The organism is Streptomyces sp. S3(2020), from assembly GCF_013044505.1.
GTDB lineage: Bacteria > Actinomycetota > Actinomycetes > Streptomycetales > Streptomycetaceae > Streptomyces.
This window is the reverse complement of the sequence record NZ_JABERD010000053.1, coordinates 21,816-36,103: the sequence shown is the minus strand read 5'-3', so window position 1 is coordinate 36,103 and position 14,288 is coordinate 21,816. Positions and strand designations below refer to the sequence as shown.

Sequence of the window (14,288 nt, the reverse complement as noted above, 5' to 3'; positions counted from 1 at the left end):
CGCTGGTCTACGGACTGTGCGGGGCCTCTTTGTGGAGATGCCCTGCTCCGTTCGTGCACGTTACTGGAAAGTATCGATGATCGATCGGCGGGGTCGGGCATCCTGGGCGCGAACGGTCCGCGGTCGGGCGGATCCGCCGTGTTTCGGGGTGCAACAGATGGGGCGTTTGTCACGTCGGGCGTTCGGGCTGGCCGCGATTTCCACGCTCACGACCGCGTCGGGCAGTGCGTCGGCAGCACCGGCAGCACCGGCAGCACCGGCCGCGCTCGCCCGCCGCCCCCGCGCGGTCCGCGAGATGCGGGGCGTCTGGATCGCCAGTGTGGCCAACCGTGACTGGCCCTCCAGGACCGGACTGACCGCCGCCCAGCAGCGCGCCGAGCTGATCGCGCACCTCGACAGGGCGGTGGCGGACCGTCTGAACACGGTGATGCTCCAGGTACGGCCCACCGCGGACGCGCTCTGGCCCTCGCCGTACGAGCCCTGGTCGCAGTACCTCACCGGCACCCAGGGCAAGGCCCCCGGCTGGGATCCGCTCGGCACGGCCGTGCGCGAGGCGCACCACCGGGGCCTGGAGCTGCACGCCTGGTTCAACCCGTATCGCATTGCCCTCCAGACGGACCCGGCGAAGCTGGTCGCCTCCCACCCGGCCCGCCGGCACCCGGAGTGGGTGGTGAGGTACGGCGGGAAGCTCTACTACAACCCCGGGCTGCCCGAGGTCCGTTCCTTCGTGCAGGACGCGATCCTGGACGCGGTGGAGAAGTACCCGGTGGACGGGGTCCACTTCGACGACTACTTCTATCCGTACCCGGTGGCGGGCCAGACCTTCGACGACGACGCGGCCTACGACGAGTACGGCGGCGGCTTCGACACCCGGGCCGACTGGCGGCGGGACAACATCGACCGGCTGGTGCTGGAGACCGCGGCCCGCATCCGGGAGATCCGGCCCACCACCCGGTTCGGCATCAGCCCCTTCGGGGTGTGGCGCAATGTGGCCACCGATCCGCTCGGTTCCAGCACACGGGCGGGCGTGCAGTCGTACGACGACAACTACGCCGACACCCGCAAGTGGGTCCGGGAGGGCTGGATCGACTACCTCGTGCCGCAGCTCTACTGGAACATCGGCTTCGCCGCCGCCGACTACGCGACGCTGGCGCCCTGGTGGGCCGAGGTGGCGCGGGGGAGCAGGACGAAGCTGTATCTGGGCGAGGCCCTCTACAAGGCGGGGGATCCGGCTCAGCCGGCCGCCTGGCAGGACCCCGCCGAACTGTCCCGGCATCTCACCCTGGCCAAGGACCACCCGGAGCTGTGCGGGCATGTCTTCTTCGCGGCCAAGGAGGTGTCGGCGGATCCCATCGGTGCGATGGCACGCGTGGTCGCCGACCACTACCAGCAGCCGGCGAGGTCCTCACGCTGACCCAGGGCCTGTCGTTTGGATCAGCTCGGCGTCGCGGGCCCTGGCACGCACTCCCCCACTGCCTCAAAGGCGTGGGGGGACCCCCAGCCGCGTTGTCGTCGGTCGCCGACGCTCCGCGTCGACAGGCCCTAGTGCGCGGTGTCCTTGTGACGGATCTCGGTGTCGGGGCCGGGTGAGCACACGCCCACGTGCCCGTCCTCGAAGCGGACGCGGTACGGGGGGTTGCCCCCCTGCCCCATCACTTCGACGATCTCGCCGATCTTGTCGTGCTGTCCGACCACCCTGCCGTGCTGCACAAGCTGGTCGCCCACGGTTGCACGCATCTGTCGGTCCTCCTCACGAGGTGCGGGAGCAGCGGTCCGTGGCCTTGAGTTTACGGCGCGGGGGCCCGGTTGGGACCGGCCCGTGCGCGCCGCTCAGCCCCGCGCCCGCTGGGTGACGGCGATGCAGACGAGCACCGCCGCGGCCGTCAGCGGAGCGGCCACCGTCAGGTGCTCACCCAGCAGCAGCACCGACCACACCAGTGTGAGCAGGGGCTGGGCCAACTGCAACTGGCTGGCCTTGGGGATACCGATCACGGCCATGCCCCGGTACCAGACGACCAGACCGAGGAACTGCGAGCCCGCCGCTACCCACAGCAGTCCGATCACGCTGTGCGCGGTGAGGTCCACGGGTTCGTACGCCAGGGCCAGCACGGCCGCGGGCACGGTGAACGGCAGGCACAGCACCAGCGCCCAGCCGATGACCTGCCAGCCAGGTATGACCTTGGCCAGCCGGCCGCCCTCGGTGTAGCCGGCCGCGCACACCAGCAGGGCGCCGCAGAGGTAGAGGTCGGCGGAGGTGAGGGTACCGCCGCTCTGCTGCACGGTGAAGGCGAGGACCGCGGCCGCGCCCGCGAGGGCGGCCGTCCAGAAGGTGCGGGACGGGCGGGTGCCCATGCGCAGGGCGGAGCACAGTGCGGTGGTGAGCGGGAGCAGACCGACCACGACGGCGGCGTGAGACGTGGTCGAGGTCTGTAGCGCGAGGGTCGTGAGCAGCGGGAAGCCGACGACGACCCCGGCCGCGACGATCGCGAGCCCCACCCAGTGCCGCCGGTCCGGAACCGGGACGCGCAGGGCCAGCAGACACGCGCCGGCGATCAGGGCGGCGAGGACGGACCGCGTGCCGACCAGTGACCAGGGCCCGAAGCCCTCCAGGCCCCACGCGGTCGCGGGGAAGGTGAGGGAGAAGGCGACGACCCCGAGGGCGGCGAGAAGGGTGCCGGTCGCCCTGGCGGGCGGGGTGTCGACCGCTATCGTGGTGGGGGTGGTAGCGCTACTCTGTACTCTCATGCAAGAGCGTAGCAGTGTGGATGAACTGGCGGAACGGCTGCGGATGGAGCTGAACCGCTACTCTCCTGGTGGAAAGCTCCCGTCCAGTCGGGCCCTCGTCGAGCGCTACCGGGTGAGCCCGGTGACCGTGTCGCGGGCGTTCGCGCAGCTGGCCGCCGAGGGGCTCGTCGTCACCCGGCCGGGAGCGGGCGCGTTCCGCGCGCAGGCGCGTACGACGACCACCCCCGCCGGGGACACCTCCTGGCAGGAGGTGGCGCTGAGCGCGGACGCCGCCACCGAGCTCGTGCCGCGCTCGGTGGACGCGAGCGGTGTCCTGGTCTCGCTGACCGAGCCGCCGCCCGAGGTGATCGAGTTCACCGGTGGCTATCTGCACCCCTCGCTCCAGCCCGAGCAGGCGCTCGCCGCCGCGCTCTCCCGTGCCGCACGCCGTCCCGGTGCCTGGGGCCGGCCGCCCATGGAGGGGCTCACCGAACTGCGGTCGTGGTTCGCGCGGAGCATCGGCGGCTCGGTCACGGCGGCGGAGGTGCTGATCGCCGCCGGCGGACAGTCGGCGCTGACCATCGCGCTGCGTGCGCTGGCCTCTCCCGGGGCGCCGGTGCTCGTCGAGTCGCCCACCTATCCCGGCATGCTGGCGATCGCCCGGGCCGCGGGGCTGCGGCCGGTGCCCGTCCCGGTCGACGCGGACGGGGTCAGGCCGGAGCTGCTGGCCGACGCCTTCCGGGCCACCGGTGCCCGGGTGTTCGTCTGCCAGCCGCTGTTCCAGAACCCGACCGGTGCCGTGCTCGCCCCCGAACGCCGGGGCGAGGTGCTGCGCATCGCGCGCGAGGCCGGCGCGTTCGTCGTCGAGGACGACTTCGTACGACGGCTCGTGCACGCGGACGCGGGCGAACTGCCGCGTCCGCTGGCCGCCGAGGACGCCGACGGGGTCGTCGTCCATGTGTGCTCGCTGACCAAGGCGACCTCGCCGAGCTTCCGGGTGTGCGCGCTGGCGGCACGCGGCCCGGTGCTGGAGCGACTGCGGGCCATCCAGGTCGTCGACACCTTCTTCGTGCCCCGCCCCCTGCAGGAGGCGGCGCTGGAACTCGTGGGCTCGGCCGCCTGGCCGCGCCATCTGCGTTCGATCTCCACCGACCTGAAGACCCGCCGGGACACCATGACGACGGCGCTCGCCCGCCGGCTCCCCGAACTCGCCCTCCCGCACGTCCCGTCGGGCGGCTACCACCTCTGGCTGCGCCTGCCGGACGGTTCTGGGGGAGGAGAGGCCGCGCTCACGGCGGCCGCCCTCCGTGCAGGCGTCGCGATCACCCCGGGCCGCCCGTACTTCAGCGCGGAGCCGCCTGCGGGGCATGTGCGGTTGAGTTTCGCGGCGGTGGCGGGGGTGGGGGAGATCGCGGAAGGGGTACGACGGTTGCGGGCGGCCTGCGACGAGGCGCTGTGAGGGGCGGGAAACCGTTCGCGCCGGACTTCGTCGCCCTGCGAGGATCTCCGTATGAACGACCTTGCCGCTGGCTACGAGATCTCCACCGACCCCGACCGCGTCGACGCCGCCCGTGTCCATCACTGGCTCTCCACCGACGCGTACTGGGCGATCGGCCGGTCCAGGGAGAAGCAGGACCGGGCGATCGAGGGGTCGCTCAACTTCGGGGTCTATGAGACGGCTTCGGGGGAGCAGGTGGCGTACGCCCGGATCGTCACCGACCGGGCGACGTTCGCGTGGCTGTGCGATGTGTACGTCGATCCGTCCGTGCGGGGCAAGGGGATCGGGACCGCCCTCGTCGAGGCCGTGCGCGAGGAGCTGCGGCCCGACGGACTGCGCCGCGTCCTGCTCGCCACGCGTGACGCGCACGGGGTGTACGAGAAGGCCGGGTTCGCGCCGCTCGCGAACCCGGACCAGTGGATGGTGCACCTCTACTAGGGCCCCTCTGCCGGAGACCCTCGTTTCGGGTGAGTTGTCCGGCAGGTCCTGACCTTGCAGTAAGGTTTTGCCAACCCTGCGTAACTCCCGGGTAACACCTCTTGACCTGCGTACTTTCTCCACTCACCATCGCCGCATGCCACTTCGGGTCACATTCGTCGCCGCCGCCCGCAGCTCCCCGCTGCTCGCGGAGCGCTTCGAGGACGACCGGCCGCTCGACCAGGCCGGCTGGGACGAGGTACAGCGCGCCGCGGGGGAGTTGCTGCCGCTGGCCGCCGCGGAACTGCGCTACTGCTCACCGACTCCACGCAGCCGCGCGACCGGGGACGCCCTCGGCTATGCCCCGCTCGTGCAACTCGCCCTGCGGGACTGCGACATGGGCCGCTGGCGCGGGCTGACGCTGGGCGAGGCGATGGCGCGCGAACCGGAGGCGGTGGACGCCTGGCTCGCCGACCCGCGCGGCACCCCGCACGGCGGCGAGTCGCTGCTCGCCTTCATCGGCAGGGTCGGCGGCTGGCTCGACACCCGGCCCGTGGGCGACAGTGGTCGTATCGTCGCCGTCGCCGAGCCCTCGGTGGTCCGCGCCGCGCTGGTCTACGCCCTGAAGGCACCGCCGTCGACGTACTGGAACATCGACGTCCGCCCCCTGTCGACCACCACCGTCACCGGCCGCGCGGGCCGCTGGAACCTGCGCTTCGACGGGGCCCAGGCACAGGTCCCGCACCTTTAGCGGTCAGGTCCCGTACCTGTAGTGGTCGGGTCTCGCACCTGTAGTGGTCAGGTCCCGCACTTGTAGTGGTCACGTCCCTTACCTGTAGTGGTCAGGTCCCGCGCGTGTACGAGGTCGTGAGGACGAGGTCCTTGGCGGGGCCGCCCACCCGCCACACCGTCCGCCAGTGCCGCTCGTCGAGGACGGTGAACTCCCCGCGGTAGAGGTCCGCCGCGCAGGGGTGGTCGGCGATGTGGTGGCCCGAGGTCAGGTCCAGGTCGTGGAAGAAGCGGCCGTCGGCGAAGCGGACGTCGGCCTCGCCCGCCGAGGTCCCGGGCAGGAAACGCAGGGTGCGCTCGGCGGGGCGGGAGATGCCCTGCCAGGTGAAGGTGCCGGATTCCCGGTGCAGCAGCCCGTCGCCGTCCCATGGGCCGAAAACCGTCGTGCCCGAGAAGTGCCCGGTCGCCCCGCTCGCCAGGTCTCGCACGGAACGCTCGGCCCGCCAGCTCCCGGCCAGATACGTCAGTACCTCCGGTACTGGCCAGAACCCGCCCATCCGCTCTTCCCTTCCGACACTTTCGGTACCGCGCGACCCGTTGACGCTCGCGAATTCCCCTCCCTATCTTGCCGTTCGAAGTGTTGATCAGCGTCTGATATCTCGAACATCTCGACCATCTGAACAGCTCCCCCGATCGAGCCGCGGAGTATCCATGTCACGCACCCGCTGGAGATTCGGCCTCGCCGCCACCGCGTTCCTGGTGACGGCCGGTCTCGTCACGGCCCCGGCCCATGCCGAGGACGCCACCGACTACACCATCACCGTCGACCCCGCCGCCAAGGGCGCGAAGATCGACGACACGATGTACGGCGTCTTCTTCGAGGACATCAACCGGGCCGCCGACGGAGGCCTGTACGCCGAGCTCGTCCAGAACCGGTCCTTCGAGTACTCCACCGACGACAACCGCTCGTACACCCCCCTCACCTCGTGGACCGTCGACGGCACCGGACAGGTCGTGAACGACGACGGCCGGCTCAACGCGCGCAACCGCAACTACCTCTCCCTGGGCGCCGGTTCGACCGTGACCAACGCCGGATACAACACCGGTGTCCATGTCGAGGAGGGCAAGAAGTACGACTTCTCCGTGTGGGCCCGCGCCGAGAGCGGCACGACCCTCACGGTCTCGCTCCAGGACGCCGACGGCGGCCTCGCCACCGCACGCCAGGTCGCCGCGAAGGGCGGCTGGGCCAAGTACAAGGCGACCTTCACCGCCACCCGCACCAGCAGTGACGGCCGTCTGACCGTGGCCTCCTCGGCCGCGGCCGCCCTCGACATGGTCTCGCTCTTCCCGCGCGACACCTACAAGCACCAGGCGAACGGCCTGCGCAAGGACCTCGCCGAGAAGATCGCCGCCCTCCACCCGGGCTTCGTGCGCTTCCCCGGCGGCTGCCTGGTCAACACCGGCTCGATGGAGGACTACAGCGAGGCCTCCGGCTACCAGCGCAAGCGCTCCTACCAGTGGAAGGACACCATCGGCCCGGTCGAGGAGCGCGCCACCAACTCCAACTTCTGGGGCTACAACCAGAGTTACGGCCTCGGCTACTACGAGTACTTCCGTCTCTCCGAGGACATCGGCGCCATGCCGCTGCCCGTCGTCCCCGCCCTGGTGACCGGCTGCGGCCAGAACAAGGCCGTCGACGACGAGGCGCTGCTCAAGCGGCACATCCAGGACACCCTCGACCTCATCGAGTTCGCCAACGGCCCGGTCACCTCGACCTGGGGCAAGAAGCGCGCCCGGATGGGCCACCCCAAGCCCTTCCACCTCACCCACATCGAGGTCGGCAACGAGGAGAACCTCCCGGTCGAGTTCTTCGCCCGGTTCAAGGAGTTCCGCGCCGCCATCGCGGCCAAGTACCCGGACATCACCGTCATCTCCAACTCCGGCCCGGACGACGCCGGTTCGACCTTCGACACCGCCTGGCAGCTCAACAAGGACGCCAAGGTCGACATGGTCGACGAGCACTACTACAACAGCACGCAGTGGTTCCTCCAGAACAACGACCGCTACGACTCCTACGACCGCAGCGGCCCGAAGGTCTTCCTCGGCGAGTACGCCTCCTGGGGCAACGCCTTCAAGAACGGTCTCGCCGAAGCGGCCTTCATGACCGGCCTGGAGCGCAACGCGGACGTCGTCAAACTCGCCTCCTACGCACCGCTGTTCGCCAACGAGGACTACGTCCAGTGGCAGCCGGACCTCGTCTGGTTCAACAACCACGCGTCCTGGAACTCCGCCAACTACGAGGTCCAGAAACTCTTCATGACCAACGTCGGCGACCGCGTGGTGCCCTCCACGGCGACCGGGACACCGTCGCTGACGGGCCCCATCACCGGTGCGGTCGGCCTCTCCACCTGGGCGACCACGGCGTCGTACGACGATGTGAAGGTGACGGGCGCCGACGGCACCTCCCTGCTGAGCGACGACTTCTCCGGTGACGCCTCTCAGTGGACCCACACCGGCGGTGGCAGCTGGAGCGTCCAGGACGGGCAGTACACGCAGACCGACGTGGCCGCCGAGAACACCATGGTCTCGGCCGGCGACACCGGCTGGCACGACTACGACCTGCACGTGAAGGCCACCAAGAAGGCCGGCAAGGAGGGCTTCCTCGTCGCCTTCGGCGTCAAGGACACCGGCAACTACTACTGGTGGAACCTCGGTGGCTGGAACAACACCCTGTCCGCCGTCGAGCAGGCCGTGGACGGCGGCAAGTCGACGCTGGTCTCCAAGGCCGGGTCGGTCGAGACGGGCCGCGCCTACGACATCGACATCAAGGTGCGGGGCCGCCAGGTCACCCTCTACCTCGACGGCCAGGAATGGGGCAGCTTCACCGACGACAAGCCGGCCGAGCCGTTCCGGCAGGTCGTCACCAAGGACAAGAAGACCGGCGACCTGATCGTCAAGGTCGTCAACGCCCAGTCCACCGCCGCCCGCACGGCGATCGACCTGGGCGGCGCCAGGGTCGCGTCCAAGGCCCGCGTCACCACCCTGACGGCCGACCCGAACGCACTGAACACGGAGACCGCGACACCGGTCGCCCCGGTGAAGTCCACGTTCGACGGGGTCGCCGACGAGTTCTCGTACACCTTCCCGGCGAACTCGGTCACGTTCCTCAGGATCAAGCAGAGGTAGTCCCGTGCCATGCGCCGGTGAATGCGGTTCACCGGCGCATGGCCATGTCCGCCGACGGGACCGCCGGGCACCTCCCGCGCCCTGTGCGGCCGCTCCGGGAGTGGCAGCCCGTCGAGATTGCATAAACGTGCATCGAAACGTATAGTCATGCCATCCAAGAGGAGGATTCCATGGCGGTACGTGCGGCAGTGGCCGGAGCGAGTGGGTACGCGGGCGGCGAAGTCCTGCGGCTGCTCCTGGCGCACCCCGAGGTCGAGATCGGCGCCCTGACCGGCAACTCCAACGCCGGGCAGAAGCTGGGCGCGCTCCAGCCGCACCTGCTGCCGCTGGCCGACCGCGTCCTCCAGGAGACCACGGCCGACGTCCTCGCCGGTCATGACGTCGTCTTCCTCGCCCTGCCGCACGGCCAGTCCGCCGCCGTCGCCGAGCAGCTCGGCCCGGACGTCCTCGTCGTCGACATGGGCGCCGACTTCCGGCTGAAGGACGCCGCCGACTGGGAGAAGTTCTACGGTTCCCCGCACGCCGGCACCTGGCCGTACGGCCTCCCCGAACTGCCGGGTGCCCGCGCCGCGCTGGAGGGGTCCAAGCGCATCGCGGTACCCGGTTGCTATCCGACCGCCGTGTCGCTGGCGCTCTTCCCGGCGTACGTCGCCGGACTCGCCGAGCACGAGGCCGTGATCGTCGCCGCCTCCGGGACCTCCGGCGCGGGCAAGGCGCCCAAGGCCCATCTGCTGGGCTCCGAGGTCATGGGCTCCATGTCGCCGTACGGCGTCGGCGGCGGCCACCGGCACACGCCCGAGATGATCCAGAACCTCAGTGGGGCGGCGGGGGAGCGGGTGTCCGTCTCCTTCACGCCGACCCTCGCGCCGATGTCCCGGGGCATCCTCGCCACCTGCTCCGCCAAGGCGAAGCCCGGCGTCACCGCCGAGTCCGTCCGCGCCGCCTACGAGAAGGCCCTCGCCGACGAGCCCTTCGTCCACCTCCTCCCCGAGGGACAGTGGCCCGCCACGGCGTCCGTCCATGGTTCCAACGCCGTTCAGATCCAGGTCGCGTACGACGAGGCCGCCAGCCGCATCATCGCCATCAGCGCCATCGACAACCTGACCAAGGGCACCGCGGGCGGTGCCGTACAGAGCATGAACATCGCCCTCGGACTCGACGAGTCCACCGGGCTTTCCACGATCGGAGTCGCACCGTGAGCGTCACGGCAGCCAAGGGATTCCAGGCGGCGGGCATCGCCGCCGGGATCAAGGAGAACGGCAACCCGGACCTGGCCCTCGTGGTCAACACCGGGCCGCGCCGCGCCGCCGCGGGCGTCTTCACCTCCAACCGTGTGAAGGCCGCGCCGGTCCTGTGGTCCGAGCAGGTGCTCAAGAGCGGTCAGCTGACGGCCGTCGTCCTCAACTCCGGTGGCGCCAACGCCTGTACGGGCCCCAAGGGCTTCCAGGACACGCACGCCACCGCCGAGAAGGTCGCCGACGTCCTCGGTGTCGGCGCGGGCGAGGTGGCCGTCGCCTCCACCGGCCTCATCGGCGTACTGCTCCCCATGGACAAGCTGCTGCCGGGTGTCGCCACGGCCGCCGAGGCTCTGAGCGAGCACGGTGGTGAGAAGGCCGCCATCGCCATCAAGACCACCGACACCGTCCACAAGACGTCCGTCGTCACCAAGGACGGCTGGACCGTGGGCGGCATGGCCAAGGGCGCGGGCATGCTCGCCCCCGGCCTCGCCACCATGCTCGTCGTCCTCACCACCGACGCCGACGTCGACAGCGACGTACTGGACAAGGCGCTGCGCGCCGCCACGCACACGACCTTCGACCGCGTCGACTCCGACGGCTGCATGTCCACCAACGACACCGTGCTGCTGCTCGCCTCCGGCGCCGCCGAGGTCACCCCGCAGTACGCGGAGTTCGCCGAGGCCGTACGGGCCGTCTGCGACGACCTCGGACAGCAGCTCATCCGGGACGCCGAGGGCGCCAGCAAGGACATCAGGATCGAGGTGGTCAACGCCGCGACCGAGGCCGACGCCGTCGAGGTGGGCCGCTCCATCGCCCGCAACAACCTCCTCAAGTGCGCCCTCCACGGCGAGGACCCCAACTGGGGCCGCGTGCTCTCCGCGATCGGCACCACGCGGGCCGCCTTCGAACCGGACCGGCTCAACGTCGCCATCAACGGCGTCTGGGTCTGCAAGAACGGCGGGGTCGGCGAGGACCGCGACAAGGTCGACATGCGCTACCGCGAGGTGCACATCGTCGCCGACCTGGCCGCGGGCTCCGAGACCGCCACCATCTGGACCAACGACCTCACCGCCGACTACGTCCACGAGAACAGCGCGTACTCCTCATGAGCGAGACCAGGAAGCACAAGGCACTGCCGAAGGCGCAGATCCTCATCGAGGCGCTGCCCTGGCTGACCCGGCACAACGGCAGGACGGTCGTCATCAAGTTCGGCGGCAACGCCATGATCGACGAGGACCTGAAGGCCGCCTTCGCCCAGGACGTCGTCTTCCTGCACCACGCAGGCCTCAAGCCGGTCGTCGTGCACGGCGGCGGCCCCCAGATCAGCGCCGCCCTCGACCAGCACGGCATCGTCAGCGAGTTCAAGGCCGGCCTGCGCGTCACCACCGAGGACGCCATGGACGTCGTACGGATGGTGCTCGCCGGACAGGTGCAGCGCGAGCTCGTCGGGCTCCTCAACCAGCACGGACCGCTCGCCGTGGGACTCACCGGCGAGGACGCGCACACCATCACCGCCACCAAGCACCAGCCCGAGATCGACGGCGAGTTGGTCGACATCGGACGGGTGGGCGAGATCACCGCGATCGACACGGGCGCGATCGAGGCACTGCTCGCCGACGGCCGCATCCCGGTCGTCTCGTCGATCGCCCGTAGCCAGGACGACGGACATGTCTACAACGTCAATGCTGATACGGCGGCTGCGGCACTCGCTGCTGCGCTGGGCGCCGAAACCCTCATGGTCCTCACGGACGTCGAGGGTCTCTACGAGGACTGGCCGAACAGCGACGAGGTGATCAGCCGCCTCACGGCTTCCCAACTGGAGAAGCTGCTCCCGGAGTTGAGCTCCGGCATGGTCCCGAAGATGGAGGGCTGTCTGCACGCCGTACGCAACGGCGTCACCACGGCCCGGGTCATCGACGGACGGGTCCAGCACTCGATCCTGCTGGAGATCTTCACGGACGAAGGCATCGGCACGATGGTCGTGCCGGACGCCGACAAGGGGGATGGGGAATGACCGGCACCGCGACCAACGCAGAGCTCACCCAGCGGTGGCAGGGCTCGCTCATGAACAACTACGGCACCCCCCGGCTGCCCCTCGTCCGCGGCGCCGGCCTCGAGGTCTGGGACACCGAGGGCAAGCGGTACTACGACTTCGTCGGCGGTATCGCCACCAACGCGCTCGGCCACGCCCACCCGGCGATCGTCGAGGCCGTCAGCAGGCAGATCGCCGAGATCGGCCACATCTCCAACTTCTTCATGGCCGAGCCCACCGTCGCCCTCGCCGAACGGCTGCTCCAGCTCTTCGGCCGGGACGGCAAGGTCTTCTTCTGCAACTCCGGCGCCGAGGCCAACGAGGCCGCCTTCAAGATCGGCCGGCTGACCGGGCGGACCCACATGGTCGCCACCAGCGGCGGCTTCCACGGCCGGACCATGGGCGCCCTCGCCCTCACCGGCCAGCCCGCCAAGCAGGAACCCTTCCTGCCGCTGCCCGGCGATGTCACGCACGTGCCGTTCGGGGACGCGCAGGCGCTCGCCGCCGCGGTCACCGAGGAGACCGCCCTCGTCGTCATCGAGCCGATCCAGGGCGAGAACGGGGTGATCGTGCCGCCCGCCGGCTACCTCAAGGCGGCCCGGGCGATCACGGCGGCCAAGGGCGCGCTGCTGGTGCTGGACGAGGTGCAGACCGGTATCGGCCGGACCGGCCACTGGTTCGAGTACCAGGCCCACGAGGGCGTCCTGCCGGACGTCGTCACCCTCGCCAAGCAGCTCGGCGGTGGCCTGCCGCTCGGTGCGACCGTCGCCTTCGGCCGGGCCGCCGAACTGCTCCAGCCCGGCCACCACGGGACGACCTTCGGCGGCAACCCGGTCGCCTGCGCCGCCGGACTCGCCGTGCTCGACACCATCGCGAACGAGGGGCTGCTCGACAACGTCAAGCGGCAGAGCGGTGCGCTGCGCGACGGAATCGAGTCACTGGGGCACCCGTTGATCGCCCACGTCCGGGGCTCCGGCCTCCTCCTGGGTATCGTGCTCACCGAGCCGCTCGCGCCCCAGGCGCAGCAGGCGGCTCAGGACGCCGGTTTCCTGGTGAACGCGCCCGCCCCCGATGTCGTACGGCTGATGCCGCCGCTGAACCTCGGCGACGACGAGGTGGCGGCGCTGCTCCAGGCGCTGCCCGGCATCCTGGACGTGGCCAACGGGGACGGATGATCCGGAAATGAGACGACGATGAGCCAGGCGCAGGATCACGAGCAGACCCATGGGCCTGCCGTGCCGCAGACCCGCACCGCACGGCACCGCCGGATCGTGGACATCCTCAACCGGCAACCGGTCCGTTCGCAGAGCCAGTTGGCGAAGCTGCTGTCCGACGACGGGCTGAGCGTCACCCAGGCGACGCTCTCCCGGGACCTGGACGAGCTGAACGCGGTGAAGATCCGTAACACCGACGGGGACCTGATCTACGCGGTGCCGAGCGAGGGGGGTTTCCGGACCCCTCGGGCACCGCTGGGGGAGTCGGCGAAGGAAGAGCGGATGCGGCGGTTGTCGCAGGAGCTGCTGATCTCCGCGGAGGCCTCCGCGAACCTCGTCGTGCTGCGGACGCCGCCCGGTGCCGCGCAGTTCCTGGCGTCGGCGATCGATCAGGCCGAGCTGCACGACATTCTCGGGACGATCGCGGGTGACGACACGTTGATGCTGATCAGCCGGGATCCGGTGGGAGGTCAGGCGCTGGCCGAGCATCTGCTGCGGCTGGCCCAGAACGGGCACTGAAGCGGGCGCGGCCCCTCAGCCGAGGCGAGATGCCAGGCCTCCTGTGCATCTCACCTCGTCGCCCGCCGTGATCAGGAGCGCCTCCACGTCGGGCAGCGCCTCCAGCCAGCGCAGTCCCTCCCGCGAACCCATCGCGAAGGCTGCCGTGGCCCAGCAGTCCGCCCATGTCACGCTCGGCGCCACCACCGTCACCGCCACCAGGTCCGTGACCGCCGAGCGGCCGGTACGGGGGTCGACGATATGGGCGCCGCGCTCGGCCGTACCGGATGTCGCCACGGCCAGTTCGCTCGTACCCGCCGCCGACACCACCGCCGCCAGGCCCCCCGGCCGCAGCGGCCGTGGCGTCCCCAGCAGCTGTACGTCCCCGCCGCCGTTGAGGCTCACCCCGGTCGCGCCGGCCGCCGAGAGGGAGCGTGCCGCGCGTTCCACGGCCCAGCCCTTGACGATGCCCGTCGGGTCGAGGTGGCCCTCGTAGCGCAGGCTGAACCAGCCGTCGCTCGCCTCCTCGGCCTTGGCGCCCAGGTCCAGGACCTCGGCGACCTCCGGGTCGCAGTCGTCGACCGTCAGTTCACCGCGGACCAGCCGGGAGATCTGGCTGTCGTCGCGGTACGTGCTGAAGACGGCGTCGGCGCGGTGCAGACCCGCGACCGCCTTCGCCAGGGCCGCCTCGACGGCGGCCTGATCCCCGCCGCGGACGTCGAAGGAGAAGACGGTCCCCATGACCTCCTCCG

14 protein-coding genes are annotated in these 14,288 nt (G+C 70.5%); 10 read left to right on the top strand and 4 right to left on the bottom strand.

The window, feature by feature from the left end:
* Positions 1–157 precede the first annotated feature (157 nt).
* Positions 158–1,414: a family 10 glycosylhydrolase gene (locus tag HLK59_RS19005; RefSeq protein WP_171142650.1), complete on the top strand. Its 1,257-nt coding sequence runs from the start codon at positions 158–160 to the stop codon at positions 1,412–1,414.
* 128 nt (positions 1,415–1,542) lie between these two features.
* Here the strand turns inward: HLK59_RS19005 and HLK59_RS19000 are convergent, their stop codons facing one another.
* Both HLK59_RS19000 and HLK59_RS18995 read right to left on the bottom strand, forming a co-directional pair.
* Positions 1,543–1,737, bottom strand: coding sequence for a DUF1918 domain-containing protein (locus tag HLK59_RS19000; RefSeq protein WP_171142649.1), 195 nt, complete (start codon positions 1,735–1,737; stop codon positions 1,543–1,545).
* 93 nt (positions 1,738–1,830) lie between these two features.
* A complete protein-coding gene (locus tag HLK59_RS18995) occupies positions 1,831–2,745 on the bottom strand; it encodes a DMT family transporter (protein WP_171142648.1) in 915 nt (304 codons plus the stop codon).
* On the opposite strand from HLK59_RS18995, the gene HLK59_RS18990 reads away from it, so the two are divergent.
* From HLK59_RS18990 to HLK59_RS18980, 3 genes are all read left to right on the top strand, one after another.
* Positions 2,744–4,183 carry a PLP-dependent aminotransferase family protein gene (locus tag HLK59_RS18990; RefSeq protein ID WP_171142647.1) on the top strand — a complete coding sequence of 480 codons (1,440 nt, stop codon included), beginning with the start codon at positions 2,744–2,746 and terminating at the stop codon, positions 4,181–4,183. The genes HLK59_RS18995 and HLK59_RS18990 overlap by 2 nt on opposite strands.
* Before the next feature lie 51 nt (positions 4,184–4,234).
* Positions 4,235–4,660, top strand: coding sequence for a GNAT family N-acetyltransferase (locus HLK59_RS18985; protein ID WP_171142646.1), 426 nt, complete (start codon positions 4,235–4,237; stop codon positions 4,658–4,660).
* A gap of 136 nt (positions 4,661–4,796) precedes the next feature.
* Positions 4,797–5,390, top strand: coding sequence for a histidine phosphatase family protein (locus HLK59_RS18980; protein WP_171142645.1), 594 nt, complete (start codon positions 4,797–4,799; stop codon positions 5,388–5,390).
* A 91-nt stretch (positions 5,391–5,481) separates the two neighbouring features.
* Here the strand turns inward: HLK59_RS18980 and HLK59_RS18975 are convergent, their stop codons facing one another.
* Positions 5,482–5,925 (bottom strand): DUF6314 family protein, encoded by a 444-nt coding sequence (locus tag HLK59_RS18975; RefSeq protein WP_171142644.1) that lies wholly within the window; start codon positions 5,923–5,925, stop codon positions 5,482–5,484.
* 154 nt (positions 5,926–6,079) lie between these two features.
* On the opposite strand from HLK59_RS18975, the gene HLK59_RS18970 reads away from it, so the two are divergent.
* The 6 genes from HLK59_RS18970 to HLK59_RS18945 all read left to right on the top strand — a co-directional run bounded on the left by HLK59_RS18970 (position 6,080) and on the right by HLK59_RS18945 (position 13,557).
* Positions 6,080–8,554 carry an alpha-L-arabinofuranosidase C-terminal domain-containing protein gene (locus HLK59_RS18970; protein WP_171142643.1) on the top strand — a complete coding sequence of 825 codons (2,475 nt, stop codon included), beginning with the start codon at positions 6,080–6,082 and terminating at the stop codon, positions 8,552–8,554.
* Between the two features lie 170 nt (positions 8,555–8,724).
* Complete coding sequence (argC, locus tag HLK59_RS18965) at positions 8,725–9,753, top strand: N-acetyl-gamma-glutamyl-phosphate reductase (protein WP_171142642.1); 1,029 nt, start codon at positions 8,725–8,727, stop codon at positions 9,751–9,753.
* Positions 9,750–10,901 carry a bifunctional glutamate N-acetyltransferase/amino-acid acetyltransferase ArgJ gene (argJ, locus tag HLK59_RS18960; RefSeq protein WP_171142641.1) on the top strand — a complete coding sequence of 384 codons (1,152 nt, stop codon included), beginning with the start codon at positions 9,750–9,752 and terminating at the stop codon, positions 10,899–10,901. The genes argC and argJ overlap by 4 nt, the downstream gene beginning before the upstream one ends.
* Positions 10,898–11,806 (top strand): acetylglutamate kinase, encoded by a 909-nt coding sequence (gene argB, locus HLK59_RS18955; RefSeq protein WP_171142640.1) that lies wholly within the window; start codon positions 10,898–10,900, stop codon positions 11,804–11,806. Before argJ ends, argB begins: the two co-directional genes overlap by 4 nt.
* Positions 11,803–12,999, top strand: a complete 1,197-nt coding sequence (locus tag HLK59_RS18950; protein ID WP_171142639.1) for an acetylornithine transaminase — start codon at positions 11,803–11,805, stop codon at positions 12,997–12,999. Before argB ends, HLK59_RS18950 begins: the two co-directional genes overlap by 4 nt.
* Before the next feature lie 18 nt (positions 13,000–13,017).
* On the top strand, positions 13,018–13,557 hold the full coding sequence (locus HLK59_RS18945) for an arginine repressor (RefSeq protein WP_171142638.1): 540 nt from the start codon (positions 13,018–13,020) through the stop codon (positions 13,555–13,557).
* Between the two features lie 15 nt (positions 13,558–13,572).
* Here HLK59_RS18945 and HLK59_RS18940 read toward each other — a convergent pair whose 3' ends face one another.
* A complete protein-coding gene (locus HLK59_RS18940) occupies positions 13,573–14,277 on the bottom strand; it encodes an FAD:protein FMN transferase (RefSeq protein ID WP_206327301.1) in 705 nt (234 codons plus the stop codon).
* Positions 14,278–14,288 lie beyond the last annotated feature (11 nt).

What these genes read in the sequence shown, in the direction of transcription:
- HLK59_RS19005 (WP_171142650.1), top strand. Translation starts at nt 158, where the DNA reads ATGGGGCGTTTGTCACGTCGGGCGTTCGGGCTGGCCGCGATTTCCACG.
- HLK59_RS19000 (WP_171142649.1), bottom strand. Translation starts at nt 1,737, where the DNA reads ATGCGTGCAACCGTGGGCGACCAGCTTGTGCAGCACGGCAGGGTGGTC.
- HLK59_RS18990 (WP_171142647.1), top strand. Translation starts at nt 2,744, where the DNA reads ATGCAAGAGCGTAGCAGTGTGGATGAACTGGCGGAACGGCTGCGGATG.
- HLK59_RS18995 (WP_171142648.1), bottom strand. Translation starts at nt 2,745, where the DNA reads ATGAGAGTACAGAGTAGCGCTACCACCCCCACCACGATAGCGGTCGAC.
- HLK59_RS18985 (WP_171142646.1), top strand. Translation starts at nt 4,235, where the DNA reads ATGAACGACCTTGCCGCTGGCTACGAGATCTCCACCGACCCCGACCGC.
- HLK59_RS18980 (WP_171142645.1), top strand. Translation starts at nt 4,797, where the DNA reads ATGCCACTTCGGGTCACATTCGTCGCCGCCGCCCGCAGCTCCCCGCTG.
- HLK59_RS18975 (WP_171142644.1), bottom strand. Translation starts at nt 5,925, where the DNA reads ATGGGCGGGTTCTGGCCAGTACCGGAGGTACTGACGTATCTGGCCGGG.
- HLK59_RS18970 (WP_171142643.1), top strand. Translation starts at nt 6,080, where the DNA reads ATGTCACGCACCCGCTGGAGATTCGGCCTCGCCGCCACCGCGTTCCTG.
- argC (WP_171142642.1), top strand. Translation starts at nt 8,725, where the DNA reads ATGGCGGTACGTGCGGCAGTGGCCGGAGCGAGTGGGTACGCGGGCGGC.
- argB (WP_171142640.1), top strand. Translation starts at nt 10,898, where the DNA reads ATGAGCGAGACCAGGAAGCACAAGGCACTGCCGAAGGCGCAGATCCTC.
- HLK59_RS18950 (WP_171142639.1), top strand. Translation starts at nt 11,803, where the DNA reads ATGACCGGCACCGCGACCAACGCAGAGCTCACCCAGCGGTGGCAGGGC.
- HLK59_RS18945 (WP_171142638.1), top strand. Translation starts at nt 13,018, where the DNA reads ATGAGCCAGGCGCAGGATCACGAGCAGACCCATGGGCCTGCCGTGCCG.
- HLK59_RS18940 (WP_206327301.1), bottom strand. Translation starts at nt 14,277, where the DNA reads ATGGGGACCGTCTTCTCCTTCGACGTCCGCGGCGGGGATCAGGCCGCC.